Origin of the sequence: Pedobacter punctiformis, assembly GCF_027213715.1 — a bacterium.
Lineage (GTDB): Bacteria > Bacteroidota > Bacteroidia > Sphingobacteriales > Sphingobacteriaceae > Pedobacter > Pedobacter punctiformis.
Map to the genome: position 1 here is coordinate 420,956 of NZ_JAPWGM010000004.1, position 18,924 is coordinate 439,879.

General features: G+C 38.3%; 11 protein-coding genes. 10 read left to right on the plus strand and 1 reads right to left on the minus strand.

Annotated elements, in window-relative coordinates:
* Positions 1-18: 18 nt before the first annotated feature.
* Positions 19-498, minus strand: a complete 480-nt coding sequence (locus tag O0955_RS13985) for a hypothetical protein (RefSeq protein WP_269428172.1) — start codon at positions 496-498, stop codon at positions 19-21.
* Between the two features lie 420 nt (positions 499-918).
* On the opposite strand from O0955_RS13985, the gene O0955_RS13990 reads away from it, so the two are divergent.
* The 10 genes from O0955_RS13990 to O0955_RS14035 all read left to right on the plus strand — a co-directional run.
* A complete protein-coding gene (locus O0955_RS13990) occupies positions 919-1,485 on the plus strand; it encodes an RNA polymerase sigma factor (RefSeq protein ID WP_269428173.1) in 567 nt (188 codons plus the stop codon).
* 83 nt (positions 1,486-1,568) lie between these two features.
* The gene (locus O0955_RS13995; protein ID WP_269428174.1) at positions 1,569-2,759 is read left to right on the plus strand and encodes a FecR family protein; all 1,191 of its coding nucleotides are present in this window, start codon (positions 1,569-1,571) and stop codon (positions 2,757-2,759) included.
* A 234-nt stretch (positions 2,760-2,993) separates the two neighbouring features.
* Positions 2,994-6,515, plus strand: a complete 3,522-nt coding sequence (locus tag O0955_RS14000; protein ID WP_269428175.1) for a SusC/RagA family TonB-linked outer membrane protein — start codon at positions 2,994-2,996, stop codon at positions 6,513-6,515.
* Between the two features lie 10 nt (positions 6,516-6,525).
* Complete coding sequence (locus O0955_RS14005; protein ID WP_269428176.1) at positions 6,526-8,100, plus strand: RagB/SusD family nutrient uptake outer membrane protein; 1,575 nt, start codon at positions 6,526-6,528, stop codon at positions 8,098-8,100.
* Positions 8,101-8,116: 16 nt separating this feature from the next.
* Complete coding sequence (locus tag O0955_RS14010) at positions 8,117-9,055, plus strand: hypothetical protein (RefSeq protein ID WP_269428177.1); 939 nt, start codon at positions 8,117-8,119, stop codon at positions 9,053-9,055.
* A gap of 5 nt (positions 9,056-9,060) precedes the next feature.
* Positions 9,061-10,050 (plus strand): TlpA family protein disulfide reductase, encoded by a 990-nt coding sequence (locus tag O0955_RS14015; RefSeq protein ID WP_269428178.1) that lies wholly within the window; start codon positions 9,061-9,063, stop codon positions 10,048-10,050.
* Between the two features lie 29 nt (positions 10,051-10,079).
* Positions 10,080-11,816 (plus strand): S8 family serine peptidase, encoded by a 1,737-nt coding sequence (locus tag O0955_RS14020; RefSeq protein WP_269428179.1) that lies wholly within the window; start codon positions 10,080-10,082, stop codon positions 11,814-11,816.
* Position 11,817: 1 nt separating this feature from the next.
* Entirely contained in the window at positions 11,818-12,969 is a 1,152-nt protein-coding gene (locus O0955_RS14025; protein ID WP_269428180.1) for a hypothetical protein, read from the plus strand.
* 24 nt (positions 12,970-12,993) lie between these two features.
* The gene (locus O0955_RS14030) at positions 12,994-14,235 is read left to right on the plus strand and encodes a thioredoxin domain-containing protein (protein ID WP_269428181.1); all 1,242 of its coding nucleotides are present in this window, start codon (positions 12,994-12,996) and stop codon (positions 14,233-14,235) included.
* A 739-nt stretch (positions 14,236-14,974) separates the two neighbouring features.
* Positions 14,975-18,924, plus strand: a 3,950-nt coding sequence (locus O0955_RS14035; protein WP_269428182.1) for a hypothetical protein, incomplete at its 3' end; no start/stop codon positions are given.

Below are 18,924 nucleotides of genomic sequence, written 5' to 3' on the forward strand. Positions count from 1 at the left end.
ATAAAGTAAGAAAACAGCTTAATGCCAAATGTATCTTTTATTGAAGTGGAGATAGATCAGAAACAATAAACCTCCTAAAAATAAAATGATTACCTCATTATCAATCGGGCAATAAATGCTACTGGTTTGAAAAGTACCCCTGATGCCAATTGTTCCACTAACCGAACAACTCATATTTGCTGGCGAAGTATTAACAAACCGCGTACATTGATAAGGGGCTTGTAATGCATAAAAGTTATCCCATTGCGTATAGCGTCCGCCTGGTAAGAAATGATAATAGGTAACCCCACCGGAAACATTACTGGTACCATCCCAATCATAATAAACATTATTGCCTACCTTACAACCCCAGGTTGTTGCAATAATTGGAGGGATATTTTGAGCAAAAGAAAAGGAGAAAGTGCTTATCGATATAATGAAAACTAAAAATAATTTTGAAATAAAAAAGCGGTTAAACCAATGCTTACCGCAATCGGAATTCAAGTGATAAGTTTTCATAAGAATAGACAAAAAATAAACTGAAGAAATATTCTTTACAAAGATAAGCAAAATTACTAAAAAGAACTTATGTGAGGCCGTAGAGCTTAGCAAACATTTGCGTAACTAAACGGCGGCGTAAATGGGCCAGAATTGGTTTGAATAATTGGACACACATCAGAAGTATATCGATTTTTTTTTAGTTGACTTACTAAAGTTCAATTGCGTTAGTATTTATCTGACAAGCCTTTTCGTGATTCACGGAGCGCTTTTTTAATCGGATCAATTTATATGCCGGACTAAAAAATAATGTTCATTGTCAAACCCAATTTGTTGCTTAAATCTGAAATTAATTCTATAAAATTGCAGGTGAGATTGTATAAATCACATCATCTTGGCTGAGCATTTATGATTCCGGTTGGTTTTGAAAATAATTCTGTTTTGTTACTTGAATTTCAGGAAGGAAGCGAGCAGGCATTTGACCAGGTTTTTACACATTTTCATCCCTTATTGTGCGTATTTGCAGAACGTATTTTACATGATCAGACCACTGGTCAGGATATAGCCCAGGACAGTTTAATAAAAGCATGGAAAAAAAGAAAGGATTTCCCCAATTTCCCCCAGCTAAAATCATTTCTATATACCTGTGTACGTAATGCCTGTTTTAACGAACTGGAAAAAGCGAAGGTAAAAACCAGATATCAATCTACACTGGAAAAAACTGAGCCTGCAGATGATTATAATCCACTTAAGGATATAATACATGCCGAAGTGGTCAGCCGGATTTTTGCTCAAGTAGATACCTTACCCGAACAATGCCGGAAAGTAATTCAAATGACTTTTGTGGATGGTAAAAGCCCAAAGGAAATTTCAGATGAGTTAAATGTATCAGTAAGCACAGTGAACAGCCATAAAATGCGTGGACTGCAATTGTTGAAAGGCAAATTATCCGACCGGGACTTTCTGACTGTAATCGTGATATTGCTTCCGGGTATCTGGAATAAATAAAGCAAATTCAAAAAAAATGTAAATTCTTTTGGACAAAACGAACAGGCTTCCTGTTATAGCTGTAAACCTCCCAAAAAGAATAAATGGAAAAGCTTAATATACATGTTGTTACCCGGATTTCTGATTTAATTAATGGTTACCTGTTTAATCATTTGAGCGATGCTGAAGTGGATGAATTACAAGTTTGGATAGATGCATCAGTTGATAACCGCCAAATATTTGAAAGCATAGTTAATGAATCAGCACTATCATACGGCGGACAAGTATATGCCTCTGCAAATACAGTTTCGTCATTAACAGATGCAAAAAAGAAGCTTGGTTTTACTGCTAATACACAAGAACGCAAGCGAAGTGTAAAACTTTGGATGAGTGTAAAAGTTGCTGCTGCAATAATTATAATCCTGGGTTTTGGGATTTATTTTTATGTGTCTTCCCCTTATTTCGGAGATCACCTGGCTAATAATATTGCCACCGGTAAAAATATTGCAACCTTAACATTGGCCAATGGCAAAACCATAACACTTAGCGATGCCAAGACCGGAGTGATAATTAATGCGTCGAAACTGACCTATAACGATGGTACGGTAATTAAGACTGAAGATGTCAATAATCAGAATCCTCAGACTGAATCAGATGAACAAATTATAAAAACACCTGTTGGAGGCACTTATCAGATTGTATTATCAGATGGCACCAAAGTTTGGCTTAACGCCGCCTCGTCACTCAAATTTACTTCATCTTTTCATGGGTTAGTTACTAGAAAGGTAGAGTTGCTTGGCGGCGAAGCCTACTTTGAAGTAAGCAAAGATAAAGCGCATCCTTTTGTGGTGCACAATCAGGGGCAGGAAGTTGAAGTTTTGGGAACACATTTTAACATCAATAATTATTCAAATGATGGTACCTTAAGAACTACGCTGATAGAAGGATCTGTAAAGATTAAAAATATCGCATCGGAAAAAACTGCTCTTTTAAAGCCCGGACAACAATCGGAAGTAAAAGGTATTGCTATTCAGCTTACAAATGTGGATACAGAACCTGTAGTGGCCTGGAAAAATGGTGATTTTAATTTTAAAGATGAGAGTATTAAAGAGGTTATGAACAAACTGGCGCTTTGGTATAATATAGAAGTTGTATATGAAGGCCCGGTAAGTACAGAAAGATTTAATGGAAAAATCTCACGTGCAAAGAATATTGCCGAAGTATTGCGGATGCTGGAGGGAACTAAAAGCATAAAATTTAAAGTAGAGGGAAGGAGGGTAACCGTTATACAATAAAATCTACTATGAATGGAATAACCTTATTTTAAAAAGTCAGGAACCGAATGAAACCGGAAACCTGACCTCAGCTGGTTATTCATAATTTAAATACATAAACCATCAACTTATTGCAATCCCCACACATCTGGACAATGACTGGGAGTGCATTTAAACCAAGCTTAACAAATGTACATTTTTTACACGAAAAAACTGTGTGAGCATTATAGCCGCACAGCAAAAATTTTGCTGATCATGAGGTTAACTGCTCTGATATTACTAACGGCTATTCTGCAGGTTAGTGCAAATACTTATGGACAAAAAATAACCTTGTCTGAAAAGAATACCGCTCTTGATAAAGTGTTTGATAAAATTCGCTTACAAAGCGGGTTTGACTTCGTTTTTACCACCAGCACAATGAAGCATGCCAATCCTGTTGATATTAACATCAGGAATACGGATTTGAAAGATGCACTGAAACTGGTCTTCGAAAAACAACCCTTAAACTATTCAATTGAAGGTAAATCCGTAATTATTTCGCCAAAAGTTAAATCGTTTCTGGATAAAATCGTTGATGCTTTCGATGCCATAGAGGTAAAGGGTAAAGTAATTGATGAAAACGGAAAACCTTTAGCCCGGGCAACTATAAAGATCAAAAATGAATACCGGTTTACCTATACCAATGACTACGGAGAATTTAAAATGACCGGAGTTGATGAAAGTGCCACTTTGATCATCTCTTTTTTAGGTTATGAAAACAAAGAAATAAAGGCAGCAAAAGAATTGGGTAATATCCAATTGGTTGAAGCATCAGGCAAATTACAAGAGGTAGTTGTTTCTACCGGTTATCAGCTGATAGACAAATCAAAAATGACTGGATCAAGTGCTAAAGTTGAGGCCAAAGATTTAGTGATTAATGGAACAACCACTTTAGAACAATCCTTACAAGGAAAGCTCGCAGGTTTAGAAGTAGTCAATAACACAGGAATGGTTGGAACACGTCAAACTGTTCGTGTACGGGGTACATCTACATTATTAGGTAGTCAGGAGCCCGTATGGGTGGTTGATGGGATTATTCAGGAAGATCCCTTACCTTTTAAAGCAGCCGAGTTAAATCGTTTTGGAAAAGATCCAAGTAATGAAACCGCTTTAAAGAATTTTGTTGGAAGTACCATATCCTGGTTAAATCCTTATGATATTCAGGATATTACTGTGCTTAAAGATGCAGCATCAACTGCAATTTATGGTGTAAAAGCGGCCAATGGTGTAATTGTAATCAACACCAAAAGGGGCCAAACTGGCAGAGCGCCTTCTGTTACCTATAGCAATAGTTTTTCTACCCAATCCAAATATAGTTATGATAAATTGGAACTGATGAACTCTAAGGAAAGAGTGGATGTTTCCAGAGAGGTTTGGGAAAGAGGACTGATCTCTAGTTACAGCCTTGATGAGGTTGGTTTCCAGGGAATTTTAAAACAATACCTGGCCCAAAAAATTTCGTACGATCAGTTTAATTCCGGAGTTAAACAGCTTGAGGTAAACAATACCGACTGGCTGGATATTTTATTTCAAACGCCGTTGAATCAAAATCACAACATCAGTATTAGTGGTGGCGGTAATGGTGGCGGAAGTTATTTTGGTTCATTCGGTTATAATAATCAAAAAGGACTGGCAAAAGGAAATGGTTTGAAAGGTTATAATGGTAATGTGAGTTTTACCAGTAATATCAGCAGTAAGCTTGTGGTTAGTGCCCGTATTTCAGGTAATTATAGTAAAACAGAGGGTTTTAAAGGTACAGATCCTTATCAGTATGCAACTTCAACTAACCGGGCTATTCCTGCTTATAATGAAGATGGTACCCTTTCTTATTATCGGTACGGTAATTTTCAGTACAATATTCTTAATGAATTGGCCAACTCAGGTAACGATAACATTAAAACCAGTTTAAATGCTACCGTTAATGCCACGTATAAGCTTCCTGTCGGCTTTAGGTTTGAATCTGTTTTAGGTTTGTCTTATTCGGGCACCCATGGCGAAACTTATGCAACAGACCAAACCAATGAGATTACGGCCAGAAGAAGATATGAATATGGTGCATTTAGCCCGGAAACTTATGAATATAAATCATCGCCTTTACCAGTAGGCGGAGTGTTATCTACGCTGGAGAGCAGAAACACCAATTATACCTGGAGAAATGGATTAACCTATGGTACAACCATTAATCAAAAACACAGTATTTCCGGGATGATGGGTATGGAATTACGCAGTAATATGTACCAGGGCTCGTTAGCGACTTCTTATGGATACCTGCCAGGAATGGGTAAAATTATAGTAAACCCACCATTAACGACCTTAAACGGTACAACATATATTCCAAATAGTATTATTTATGATGCATCTACGCATACCATAACCGATCAAAAGGCAAATTACGTATCTTATTATTTAACAGGTGGTTATACCTATGATAATCGTTATGTGTTTAGTGCAAGTGTGCGTGGCGATGCTTCAAACAGATTCGGACAGGATAAAAGAAGCCGCTTTAAGCCGGTATGGGCACTTGGCGCACGATGGAATGTAGCCAGAGAACATTGGTTTGATCAAAATACCTGGTTTAATGATTTTAGCATCAGAACGTCGTTTGGCCATCAGGGTAATGTGGCAGAAAATTATGGCCCTGACCTTATTACAAAAATGGGCGGTTTAAACACGTTAACCGGCGAAGCATTACTAAATATTAGTAACCTTCCGTATACCAATCTTCGGATGGAGAAAACCCAGACCATAGACCTTGGCGTTGACTTTGGTTTCTTTAAAAACAGAGTAACCGGAAGTGTGGATTATTATCATAAGAAAAGTAAGGATCTTATTGTATTACTGGACGTTCCGTTTGAAAACGGCGTAAGCCAGATGCCGGTAAATAATGGTAATATGATCAATTCAGGCTTTGATCTGGCTTTAAATTTTATACCTGCCAGGAATGGAAATTTTACCTGGACAGTAGGCTTTAATTTCTCAAAAAATTATAATAAAGTTGAATCAAAGCTTTTGCCTAATCCTACCTGGAATAATGCAACCTCAGGAACTTATAATGTAGAAGGTTTCCCTGTATCTTCTTTTTGGGTATTTGATTATAAAGGATTAAATGCAACTACAGGATTGCCGATGTACAACATTCCTACGGGAACTGATAATTTAAATGCACGAACAGATGCAAGTGCCTATATGGTTTATGGTGGAAAGTTAAATGCAGATTTTAATACCGGTATTAATACCAGTTTTAGATATAAAAATCTAACCCTGTCTACAAACATGTACTTATCAGTAGGTGGTAAAAAAATACTTGCACCGGTATACACCGATATAACCAATAATACTCCAAATGAGTATAACAACCTGCCAAAAATATTGGTTGACCGATGGAGAAAACCTGGTGATGAGTTAACAACAAATGTGCCTGCATTACCTTATTTCGGAATACCTTTTATAAGTATTCCGGGCGAAGTTACAACGTATTCACCTTATGTGTTATATAACTTCAGTACGCTGAGGGTTGTAAGTGCCTCGTACCTGCGCATTAGCAATATAAACCTGAGTTATACATTGCCTGATTCTTTTTGTAAGCGAATTTTAACCAAAAGCGTTACGCTGGGCTACTCGCTAAGCAACCCTTATACTTTTGTAAGTAAAGATTATAAAGGTTTAGATCCTGAGGTGGCTTCCGGTAATCAACCTTTACCCCGCATACACGTGTTAAACATGGCAGTTACATTTTAAACGTTAAAACATGAAAAAGATATTATACATTTTGATGGCCACTGTAACAATATCCAGTGGTTGTAAAAAATTTCTGGAAGAACAAAGCCAGGATGAAGTAAGACCTTCCACCATTCAGGATTTGAATAGTGTGATGTCTGCTGACGGTTATCCATATTCCAGTACCAATAACGCTTCTACCCGCTTAAACCTGATGGCCGACATAATCACTGATGATGTGCAATGTTTCGGTGGCCAGGGGCAAATAAATTATGAGTTGGTAGCAAGACGTGGAAAAGGCCCTTATACCTGGTCAAGTCAGTTATTTGAAGACGTTTTATCAGGTGATGGGTTAACCAACACCTCAAATGTAAACTCCTGGGCTATTATTTATAAGCGCATAGCCGGTTGTAACGTCGTAATGAATTATGTGGATAAGGTAAGTGGCTCGCAGAGTGATAAAGAAAACCTCAAAGGACAGGCGCTTGCTATGCGGGGTTATTATTATTTTACGCTGGTTAATATATTTGGCAAGCCATATAACGATCCTGCATCCAAACCTGAAACCAGTTTGGGTGTACCCCTGAAATTATCAATGGAAGTAGGCGATGAGTATTTGGCAAGAAATACCGTTGCCGAAGTTTACACACAAGTGGAAGCTGATCTTAAACAGGCAGTAGAATTGTTAAAAAATAACCCAGGAACCTCAAGCAGTCCTTATAAAATGAATGAGGCAGCTGTATATGCTTTATTATCAAGGGTGTATCTGTATCAGGAAAAATGGGACTTAGCAATTGAATATGCCAACAAGGGATTAGCAAAAAGATCTGTCCTGGCACAGTTAAGCTCATTTGCTGCAGATGGAGGTTACTATAGTTTCAACAGTAGCTTTGCAAGTACCATTCCGCACGAAAACAGGATTTATGACGCAACCAGAAGTAAAGAGGTTTTGTGGAGTTATATTCCCAATCTTGCAAGTCAGGACGAATGGTTTAGAGAGTCGGGCATGACACCATCGTATACCCTTTATAAACCTGTGTATGCGCCTTCTGAAAGTTTAATGGCTTTGTATGAAACCCGGCCAACTACAGAAAATGCAGTTTATCTGGCTGATTTAAGAGCAAGGTTATACTTTAAATTTGTCTCCATATTTACGTCAAAAGGTCTGGTTGTTATCAACTGTAATGGCGCTCCGGGTGGAGCAGGCCTAAGAGTAGCAGAGCTTTATTTAAACAGGGCTGAAGCAAATATCAGAAAATTTATCAGTACGGGTAATGCCCAGTTTCGCTTGGATGCTTTAAAGGATATCAATGCCTTAAGAATGTCGAGATATGACATCCGCAAAGCTTATGTTGCGATAGACATTGCAGATCCGACAGCCTTACTTAATTTCTATAAAGACGAAAGACGCAGGGAGTTTCCTTTTGAGGAGGGACACCGCTGGTTTGACCTTCGCCGTTATGGTATGCCTTCCATCAGCCACTTTTACGAAGAAGTTGCCGGAACGGGTCAGATTTATACCCTTGTTCAGGGCGATAGCCGTTATACATTGCCTATACCGGCAGCTGTATTGCAACGTAATGGCGTATTAACTAAAACTCCTTAACCTAAACCAGTTAAACATGAAAACGAATCAACAGCTTCATTTATTGATGCCAAAATATATTTTAGTGTTATGCCTGCTTTTTATGCTGGCTGCCTGTAAAAAAACAGAAGAAAAGCTAAGTCCAACAGAAAGGCCTGAATATGGGTATAGTGTACCACAAGGCAATAACAACTTTGATGACCGCATTGTTGCTTACCATAAACGCTGGGGAACTTATTTGCTTTATAAATTCAATGTTCAGGATTTTACCTGGCAAATTACAGGTTATGACAAATATTATAAAAGTGTAGGCTCCAATGAAGCTTACATTAATCAACAGCTCGATTTGCTGGATAATACATTTTTTAAATACTATCAGGATAGTACCCTTACCAAGTATTTACCCAGTAAGTTTTTTCTATGCAGTTCGCTCACCTTTCAAAATAAAAGGGTAGACGCCTTTGCATTAACAAGCACCTTTATTGGTGGTTATGAGAGTTTTGCAGTGAATTGGGGCAATAAAGGGATTCTGAATATCAGTTCGCCGATTGATAGTGTAAGCATTTTCAGAGGTAATGTGAATTATAGCTTCCTTAAAATAATGAACCTTAAAGGCAGAATGGGCATGTCGGACGTTTTTCAAAGCATTACTGATTATGTAGCTACAATAAGTCCAACCGCTCCGGCTACCAATCCAACCAATGCAGATCTTTATAAAAGAGGCTTTTTAGGCAATTCATCTATCTCTACTCCATCCAATCAAACAGATTGGTATAGCTACCTGCAGGTCATCTTATCTAATAAATATGCCAATCTCATCAATCCGGCAACCACCGCTACAGATGTTAGCGCAAAGGGCATTTTAAGTCCGGTAAAAGATGTAAACGGTTTGGTCAGACGTAAATATGATGCCATGATCAAGTTCTATAAAGAGGTTTATAATATTGACCTTCAAAAAATAGGAGACGGGCTGTAAAGGATATGAAAAAGATAATTTTCTTCATCAGCCTCCTTTTGCAGGTGTATACCTCTATGGCTTCAGAACAGATGCTAATTAAAGGAAACATTAAAAGTTTGAGCAAAATAACCGTTTCATTAAAAAACCTGGAAGGAAAATTAATGGCAGAAGCGCTTGTTCAAAAACAATCAGAATCCTTTGTTTTCGGCCCCATTTCTATAGTCCCTGATTTATATATGCTGACCATTGGAAAAACTACACAAAAAGTTTTTTTAACGAATACGACTGTAACCATAAACGGGTATTACGATGACGCAGATCCTCAAAATAGTAATCTGGAGTTTACAGGTTTGGAACAACATTTAGAATTGATGACCTATATACCCAAGCGGATAAAGGATCAGGTTAGTCCTGAAGCTTTTTCCAGGTTGAACGGACAGCAATTGTCGGCTTTATCTTATTTGGTTAAAGTGGATAATTACGACTATAGTAAAACCTTTGTCGAAAAAATTCCGGTAGCCGATCTTAAATCTATATCAGCTCAGCACTTACTGAAAAAAGCCGATAGCCTGAAACAATTCTCAACAGGGATTAATGCGCCTGATTTTAGCCTGCCTGATGAAAAAGGTAAATTGGTTTCGCTGGCCGATTTTAAGGGACGTATTGTTGTACTCGATTTTTGGGCCTCTTGGTGCGGGCCTTGCCGCAGGGAAATGGAGGTTTTTAAAACTTTTTACAAAAATTACGAAGATAAGGTACAATTCATTAGTATCTCCCTGGATGAAGACCCTTCCAAGTATAAAACAGCTTTACAAGAAATGAACATCCCGTGGTTAAAGCTATGGGATAAAAGTGGTTTTGGTAAATCTGCTCTGCAGGCTAGCTATGGCTTTAAAGCAATTCCTTTTTGTGTTGTAGTTGATCCTGAAGGAAAGGTATTCAAAAGAAATATTATTAACGGCGTCGAATTGCAAAAAGCCCTGAATGCCATCACTAAAAATAAAGAAATCTAACTTTTAAAACACTTAAGCTTACCTATAATATGAATATAATAAAATCAAAGGGATTGTTAATTTTTACCCTATGCATTCCCTTTTTTCAGTTGAAAGCACAATTGATTAAAAATACAGCTAAAGAAAACATTGCAGACTGGTATAATTTGTCAGCCGACCAGGATGGTGTATATGGTGCAGATGTTAATAAAGCGTATCAATTTTTAAAGGATAAAGCCATTAAAAAGAAACCGGTAGTTGCCATTATTGGTTTTGGATTAGATACTGAACATGAGGATTTGAAGCAAGCTGTATGGCTTAATCCAAATGAAAAGGCAGATGGCAAGGATAATGACAAAAACGGGTGGGCTGACGATTTGCATGGCTGGAATTTTTTAGGGAATACCAAAGGCGAGATGGTTGATGCCATTTCAAAAGTAGGTGACCGTGAATTTCTGCGCTTAAGAAGTAAGTATGAGGGCATATTTTGGACCGGACAGAATTATGTACGCTTTGATGATGCTTTAAATAAGCCCGTTAAGGTAACAATACCTGTTGATAAAGCTGAGTTTGATTATTTTAAACTGTTGAGAGGAGAATCTCAGGCTGCTGCTGCATCTAATACGTATCAATTTGCAAAGTTTATGAAATATTACCTTTTAAATGATTTCGATCAGGAGATTAAGAAAACTTACCCTGATGATTCGAAAATTACAGCAAAGGAATTTCGTAAGATAAAAATAGAAGAAAACGGGCAAACCGATTCGGTTAAAATGGTTGCACACATGTTTCTTACGTCTTTTATGGGTACAGCCAATCCAACAGGAGGCCCCAATCAGCAACCCACTACGCTGGATAAGTTTAAGGAAAACATCATCAAAACTTTTCCGAATAGAAAGGAAAAGTATGATAACGCCCTTGCAGCCATTGTTGATGGACGTAAGGCGATTGAAGATAATCCGAATGACGTCAACCAGAAGAATTATGGTAACGGTAATTTATCCACAAGCAGCTCTTTTTCCAGCACGATGTGTGCAGGTATTATTGCCGCTGCCAGAGATAATCAATTGGGTGTAAATGGTATTGCACCAAATGCAGAGCTGATGTCGTTAAGAATTTATCCTAAAACCGGAGAGATTTATTACAAAGATTTAGCCCTGGCTATCCGGTATGCGGTTGATCAGAAAGCAGATGTAATTTTATTGGGAGCACCTAATTCAATTTATCCGCCAAATGAAGCTAAATGGGTAAACGATGCACTCCTGTACGCATCATCAAAAGGTATATTGGTTGTATCCCCCGTACTCGATCTTTCAAAAGATTTAAGTAAGCAATCCTTTTATCCCAACAAAAATATCTCTGCAGAAAACGAGCTTTCAAACTTTTTAACAGTAGCGGCTTCTGATAGTACAGGAATGCCATTGAAAGATGGAAATTTTGGTAAAAAAGAGCTTGATGTTTACGCACCTGGGGTAAATGTTAGCTCTACTTATATGGGCAGTACATACCGCAAAGGCACCGGATCAATGCTGGCTGCCGCAAATGTTGCCGGTGTTGCAGCTTTAATAAAAGCTTATTATCCGCAGTTTACTGGCACTCAGCTTAGAAGTTTGATTGTTGGAAACGTTACATTAAGAGACAATGTTGAAGTAGAAAAGGAAACTTTTGTTAAAGACAGGAAAGTAACTGATTTATTTCTTTTTAATGAATTATGTGTATCAGGGGGGATTTTAAACGCTTACAAAGCCATCCTCGCAGCTGATGCGTTAAGCAAACAAAAACAATAAAATGAAATTAAAGACATTCATCATCCTGGTTTCGATAATTGCTTTTTTTTCAATAGGTGTTTCTGCGCAGGATAATTTTTCGGATACCATTCCTTACCAGATTGTTCACGATAAAATCGTTATTTCATTAAAAATCAATGGAAAGGATGCAAAGGTTGTTTATGATTCGGGAGGAAAACCATGGATTATCCAAAGTGAAGCACAGAGACTTGGTATCGGAATTAGTGGCCAAACAGGCGTTTCTGATATGAATGTTAAAACATCCTGGCAAAACAAGGGAAGTATTGCTGAGCTGGTTATAAGCAAGCATTGTAAGCGCATCAATCAGGAAACCATTATTGGGCCCAACAATGGCTCCTTTAAAACATTAGGGGTAGCCGGATTGATCAATAATGAGGTTTTTCAAGATGTTGTGGTAACCATCCTTTCCCGTGAAAATAAACTGGTAATTACGCCTTACAGACCCTCATGGGTAAAAAAAACAGATGGTATTCAGATTAAATCGCTGACTAATCATGCCTTTATGATACCCTTACAAATCGGAGACCGGCCTGCAACTGCCATGTTTGATACCGGGTACGGAGGACTGCTGGTTGTAGGAAATGCCATGTTGAGAAGCCCTGACAGCATTTCTTTTAAAAAGATAAACAGCTTATTTGGTATTAATGGTATTGGCATCAATGGAATTCCCGAACCTTCAAATTTTTATAAAGTACTGATTCCGAGCTTTCGCATAGGTCAAAAATTATTTAGCAACTATGGTACCGTCACCCATGCACTCGATAGATGTGTAATCGGAATAGACTTATTAAAGTACGGAAATGTTGTATTGGATATCCCAAGGCAGGTATTTTATTTTTACCCGTTTGAACCGGAAACCGTAAACTTCGATGGGGTACCGAAAACCTGGAACCTGTCTGTATTACCGGTAAAAAAAGATCATTTTCAGGTCTCAGGCATCTGGGGAACTTTAAGAAAAGATGTATCGGTTGGCGATAAAGTGACAGGCATTAATGGTAAATCCTTAACAGGTATTGCGCCCAGTCAGTTTGAAATAGAAAAAATGATGGACGATATTAAATCGGATCAAGCTTATCTCACCATCGAAAAAAATGGGAAAGAGATTAAAGTACCCATGAAACAAGTTAAATAACCATAAAAGCAAATTGTAAATCAAATGAACATAAAATACAATAAATTCCTGTGGTTTGTTTTTATAACAGTAACCTGGAGTTGCAGTAGCGCATTTGCACAGAAAAACACTTTTGAAGAAGTAATGCCTTATAAAGATATAAATGGTTATATGGTCATCAAGGCAAATGTAGGTGGAACCGAAGGAGATTTTTTGTTAGATCCCCGTGGAGCTATTGCCCTTACGGAATCGGCTGCAGCACAACGCAAGATTAAGGTAGACCCTTCTACAACCAGTTATCCCAGAACCGGGTATCAGTCTATTGGTAAAGGAACAGCATTTGGATTCTTTATTGGTAAAAATGTATATCTGAAAGACATTTCTGTTATGGTACTTAAAGAGGAGCCCTTACTTAAAAAGCTGGGTGTTGATGGGGTCATTAATTTTAGTGTTTTTACCAATGCCGTGCTAACGATTAACAGCAAGATTAAGACCTTCACAATCTCCTCACCATACAGACCTTCTTATATTAAACTCGCAAACAGGGCCGATGCCCAGTTAATTTCAGGGGGGGTGGCTATCACTGCTGATTTAAATGGAAAGTTAACCAATTTCCTGGTTGATTTTTATGAAGAGCATCCATTATTGCTAAGTAAGCAACTGGCTAAAGAAATAATTCCAAATGCGCAGCAGCAGGTTAAAGAATATAATAAAATAGCTGTTCCAAAAGTTAAACTGGCAAACGAGGTATACCTGAAGCCCGAAGCTTATACCAGTTCGGAGCAAGCCGTTTCTGTAATTGGAAAAGAGCTTTTAAATAAAGGAATTATTTCATTTGATCTGGATAAAAACAAGTATTATTTCCAGCCGTTTGGACAAGGCGAAGAATCTGGAGCCCCAGCTCTAAAAAAGGATGAGATTGTTGCTGTAGCCGGGAAAGTAAATTCCATAGACCGGGACTATTTTTTAAATGAAGTTTACGATTACAGGAATAACAAAGAATGGAAAACCAAGGGAAACAAGCCTGTAGTGGTCGATTTCTGGGCAACCTGGTGTGGGCCTTGTATGCGAATGATGCCAATAATGGAAGAATTGGCGTTAAAGTATAAAGATCAGATTTTGTTTTATAAAGTAAATGTAGATAAGGAAGGGGAGTTAAGAGATGTATTTAAAGCTAATGCAATCCCTTTAATGATTTTTGCGCCCCTTGATGGCAAGATAACCACTGAATTAGGTGCTGATACTAAAGAAAAAGTAGAAGAAAAATTGAAAAAACTGATTTTGTAATTAAAATCAGTTTGTATTACCGCCCTTTATTGCGTTAACAAATAATACAAAATACATTTTACAACGCCTCATAACCCTGGTTTTGAGGCGTTTTTTTATCCAATTACACCTTAATTACATCACATCTCTAATTAAAGATGCATGATGGTATAATAAACCCCCTCGGTTTATCTGCTGTTTAACTGGCGTCAGCATTCATGAACATGCTGTTGTTTAAGACAATTTACTCAGTCAATTTTTAATTCTATTGATCATTTAAAGAGCTGCTATAAATTTGTAAAAGCCATCTTTTGGCAAGCTATTATTCTGTTTTGTGGAAAATTGGGGCGAAATATCTCGTAAATGTGGTTTGTAAAGTAAAGCTTTGACTCATAATTCCACATTTAAAAAATATAAATCGGTAAGTAGATATAATTGTTTGTTTTATAAAGGATTGATTTGTTTATTTTATACTTATGTCTGTGGTATTAGGTGTACAATATTTATGTTTTTTGTGGAAAAATGGGGTGAAATATTCCTATGTGGGGAAGGTGGTGTGGAATTTTGAAGTGAAATGCCCCGTTAATAATTTTAAATATATAGATATAGTGTAAATGTTACAATAGGGTATATCGTTTACTGAACGGATGTCAGATAAGTATTACTCCATGAATTGGGTTGATTTTAAAGCAAATTTTTAGAAGAGTTGGCGCTATGGTATGATAGTTTCTAATACTGGGGTGAAATCAGATATCATATTATGGAAAAAAAAATTTACTTAATTTTATTTTTTTGCATTTTTTCCCTACTCTCAACAATAAGTAATGCTGTTGTTGCACAGAGTGTTACCGCTACAGGTACCAATTCAACCTGTCCTAACAGTGCTACTATTACAGCCACTGCAAGCGGGTTGGCCAGTCCTGTTGGTTATCAATTGCTGCAAGGAACAACCATTATAAGGCCTACTGGTGGCTCAGGTTGGGCTGCAACGAATGTTTTTACCGATTTGCCAGCTGGTACCTATACCGTAAAAGCAAGGGGAAATAATGATGACAATACGATCGTAACTTCTGCAGCAGTAACAGTTACAGAAACTTATACTCCAATTACGGCATCAGTATCACCAGTTTCTATACTGGGTTGTGCCAGCAGTACAACAGGTTCATTAGCGGTATCTGCCAGTGGAGGAAGTGGTAATTTAAGTTACGGCATTACACCTGTAGGTCAAATTACGGCACCTGCAACTTTCCAAAGTTCAGCCACTTTTTCAGGGCTTGCTGCAGGTTCATATAAGTTTTGGGTAAAAGACAATAATTGTATTACTTCAACAATAGTAAATACAACCGGTGTTTTAACTGTTAGGCAACCAACGGCTGCCACTAATCTCAAATTAGATTACGCTTATTTAGTACTTCAAAATGTAAGCACAGCCGCTAATGGTTATAAAATTAAGGCTTCTGATTTTTTTACAGGCAATTATGTTTATATGCCCGTTGCTGAAAGAGCATTTTATACCATCGAAGTACAAAATTTAACAACCGGGGTTACTTTTCCTGCACAATCTTATACTTCTTATACCAGTGTAGGATCTTATACTTTTCCTGTAGGTTCGGTCACACCAGGAGATAAGCTTCAATATGTTGTACGTAATACATGCGATGGCACGAGTAAAACTTTTCCTGTTCAACAAATAGGGCCAAGCGTTATAGCTTTTGCTACTTGTGGCTCAGCTCAGGCTGAATGGATTATTAAGACTGTAAGTCTGGTCTCGGTTACTGCACAAATTATTTTTACGGATCATGGTGGCACTGTTCCATTACATCCGGAAAATACTAAAGTTGTAAATGTCGCCAATCAAAATGACGGTCCTACCTATGTAAATTTTACACCAAATACTAAAGTAGACTGGTATGTTAAAGATCATGATGGTAAAATATGGCCGGGTGGAACTTTGGATTTTACAGTTGACCTTACGGCTGGTAATACGAAAGCGAATTTTAAATGGAGTACGCCCAACCGGTGTGTACCAGGGCAAGCAGCTATGTTAATAGAATTGCCAGGAGTTCCCCAAATGGTAACAGGCATGACTTACGAAGTCATGAGTTCAAGTAATTCGGTTCCAGTAGGAAAAATAGGTAAATTGGTTCCTGGTCCCTATAATCAAAATTATTATTTAGAATATAATCCCGGAACAAATAATTGGCCAACAGGGCAATACAAAATAAAGATACATGCACCAACAGCAGGTGGATGTTATGATAATTTTGTAATGGATGTAACTGCTTATGGATACGATGCTAGTATATCCGGAGTAACGAAAACGGCTACTTGTGGTTCCTTTAATTTTACAGTGAATGGAACTTTTAGTAATCCATTAGATTACGAGTTGGTTATTTTAACCGGCCCGGGTTCAACACCAGGAACTATACGTAATATTAATGCCAATGGCACTACACAAAGTTTTACCAATATGCCTTATGGTACCTATCAGGTTGCTTTAAGAGTTAAGGGCGAAACTTGTAATTTAATTCTTTTAGATCCTATAGAGTTTTCAGCTAACAGCAGTATAAATTTTGATGCCATTAACAGTGGTGGTTTTGCTTGTGGTCCTACCGGGAAAGGTGATCTGGTAGTAGAGGCAAGTACTGTAATTATAGGGGCAACATTGCAATACAGTATTGACAATGGAGTTACCTGGCAAACGTCAAAAGTTTTTCCTAATGTTTCCGTAGGAACTCATCCAATAAAAATTAGAGAAACGGCTTGTGGAACAGAAACGACACAGAATGTAACCGTTATCCAAACCATAGAGGCAACCATAAACAATAATCCGGTTAGTGAATCTGTTTGTGTTGGCGATAATGCGGTATTAAACATTAATGCTATTGGGGGTACACTTTATACCTGGACTTATCCAGATGGATCAACTCATACCGGTAAAGTACAAAACTTAACCAATGTTACCCCGGCAATGGCTGGCGTTTACTCAGTTGTAGTAACCACTCCAAGTTGTGTGTCTCCGGCACAAACGGTAACCTTAAATGTAATTACAAAACCAACTGTAAATGTTGTGCCTGCTCAAACGGCTTGTAATGGTGAACTTAAAGCAATTACTTTTACCGGAACACAGGCGCTTAAATATTCAAATCCAACAACATCAACTCCGGTTACAACTATATATACCTGGACAAATGATAATCCTGCAATTGGCTTAGCGGCCAGCGGTACAGGTGATATTTCATTTACCGGAGTAAACACGGGGACTACACCTTTAGTCGCTAATATAACGGTTACACCAAGCACTGGTACAGGCTGTCCTGGTACACCTCAAACTTTCAAGATAACGGTAAATCCAAATGTAGCTAAACCTACAATAACAGGTCCGACTACATTTTGTACAGCTGCGGGTGCCACTTTAACTTCATCTGCTGCTACTGCAAACCAATGGTATAAAGATGGCGTAATGATTCCAGGTGCTACTGCACAAACTTATTTGGTAACAGCAGCGGGTAGTTATACAGTAGCAATTAGTGGTAATGGCAGTTGTTCTGCACCTTCAGATCCTATAGTGTTAACAGAATCTGCATGTAAAATCACGGCAACCAAATCCATTGTTGGCAACCCGGCAAGCGTTAAACCAAATGATGTACTGACTTACAATATTAAAATCAGCAACAGCTTTGGCACGGCGAAAACAGGGGTAACGGCAAGTGATGCGATTCCTGCAACACTGACCAATGTTACTGCAATCAGTAACGGTGGTACTTTGACAGGCAACACGATCAACTGGTCAGCCTTAACAATCCCGGCGAATGGCAGCTTAACTTTAAGCTTCCAGGCAACGGTAGTCTCAACACTTCCAACCGGCACAACAACGATTAAAAACGTTGCAGCGGTAGTGGATCCTATTGATCCGAATAATCCTGAAGAGCCTGAAGTTGAAGTACCGACCGAAGGTAAAATCACGGCAACCAAATCTATTGTTGGTAACCCGGCAAGCGTTAAACCAAATGATGTACTGACTTACAATATTAAAATCAGCAACAGCTTTGGAACAGCAAAAACAGGGGTAACGGCAAGTGATGCGATTCCTGCAACACTGACCAATGTTACTGCAATCAGTAACGGTGGTACTTTGACAGGCAACACGATCAACTGGTCAGCCTTAACAATCCCGGCGAATGGCAGCTTAACTTTAAGCTTCCAGGCAACGGTAGTCTCAACACTTCCAACCGGCACAACAACGATTAAAAACGTTGCAGCGGTAGTGGATCCTATTGATCCGAATAATCCTGAAGAGCCTGAAGTTGAAGTACCGACCGAAGGTAAAATCACGGCAACCAAATCTATTGTTGGTAACCCGGCAAGCGTTAAACCAAATGATGTACTGACTTACAATATTAAAATCAGCAACAGTTTTGGCACGGCGAAAACAGGGGTAACGGCAAGTGATGCGATTCCTGCAACACTGACCAATGTTACTGCAATCAGTAACGGTGGTACTTTGACAGGCAACACGATCAACTGGTCAGCCTTAACAATCCCGGCGAATGGCAGCTTAACTTTAAGCTTCCAGGCAACGGTAGTCTCAACACTTCCAACCGGCACAACAACGATTAAAAACGTTGCAGCGGTAGTGGATCCTATTGATCCGAATAACCCTGAAGAGCCTGAAGTTGAAGTACCGACCGAAGGTAAAATCACGGCAAC

Coding starts and splice junctions, on each gene's coding strand:
- O0955_RS14025 (WP_269428180.1), top strand. CDS start 11,818: ATGAAATTAAAGACATTCATCATCCTGGTTTCGATAATTGCTTTTTTT.
- O0955_RS14000 (WP_269428175.1), top strand. CDS start 2,994: ATGAGGTTAACTGCTCTGATATTACTAACGGCTATTCTGCAGGTTAGT.
- O0955_RS14005 (WP_269428176.1), top strand. CDS start 6,526: ATGAAAAAGATATTATACATTTTGATGGCCACTGTAACAATATCCAGT.
- O0955_RS14010 (WP_269428177.1), top strand. CDS start 8,117: ATGAAAACGAATCAACAGCTTCATTTATTGATGCCAAAATATATTTTA.
- O0955_RS14015 (WP_269428178.1), top strand. CDS start 9,061: ATGAAAAAGATAATTTTCTTCATCAGCCTCCTTTTGCAGGTGTATACC.
- O0955_RS13985 (WP_269428172.1), bottom strand. CDS start 498: ATGAAAACTTATCACTTGAATTCCGATTGCGGTAAGCATTGGTTTAAC.
- O0955_RS13995 (WP_269428174.1), top strand. CDS start 1,569: ATGGAAAAGCTTAATATACATGTTGTTACCCGGATTTCTGATTTAATT.
- O0955_RS14030 (WP_269428181.1), top strand. CDS start 12,994: ATGAACATAAAATACAATAAATTCCTGTGGTTTGTTTTTATAACAGTA.
- O0955_RS14020 (WP_269428179.1), top strand. CDS start 10,080: ATGAATATAATAAAATCAAAGGGATTGTTAATTTTTACCCTATGCATT.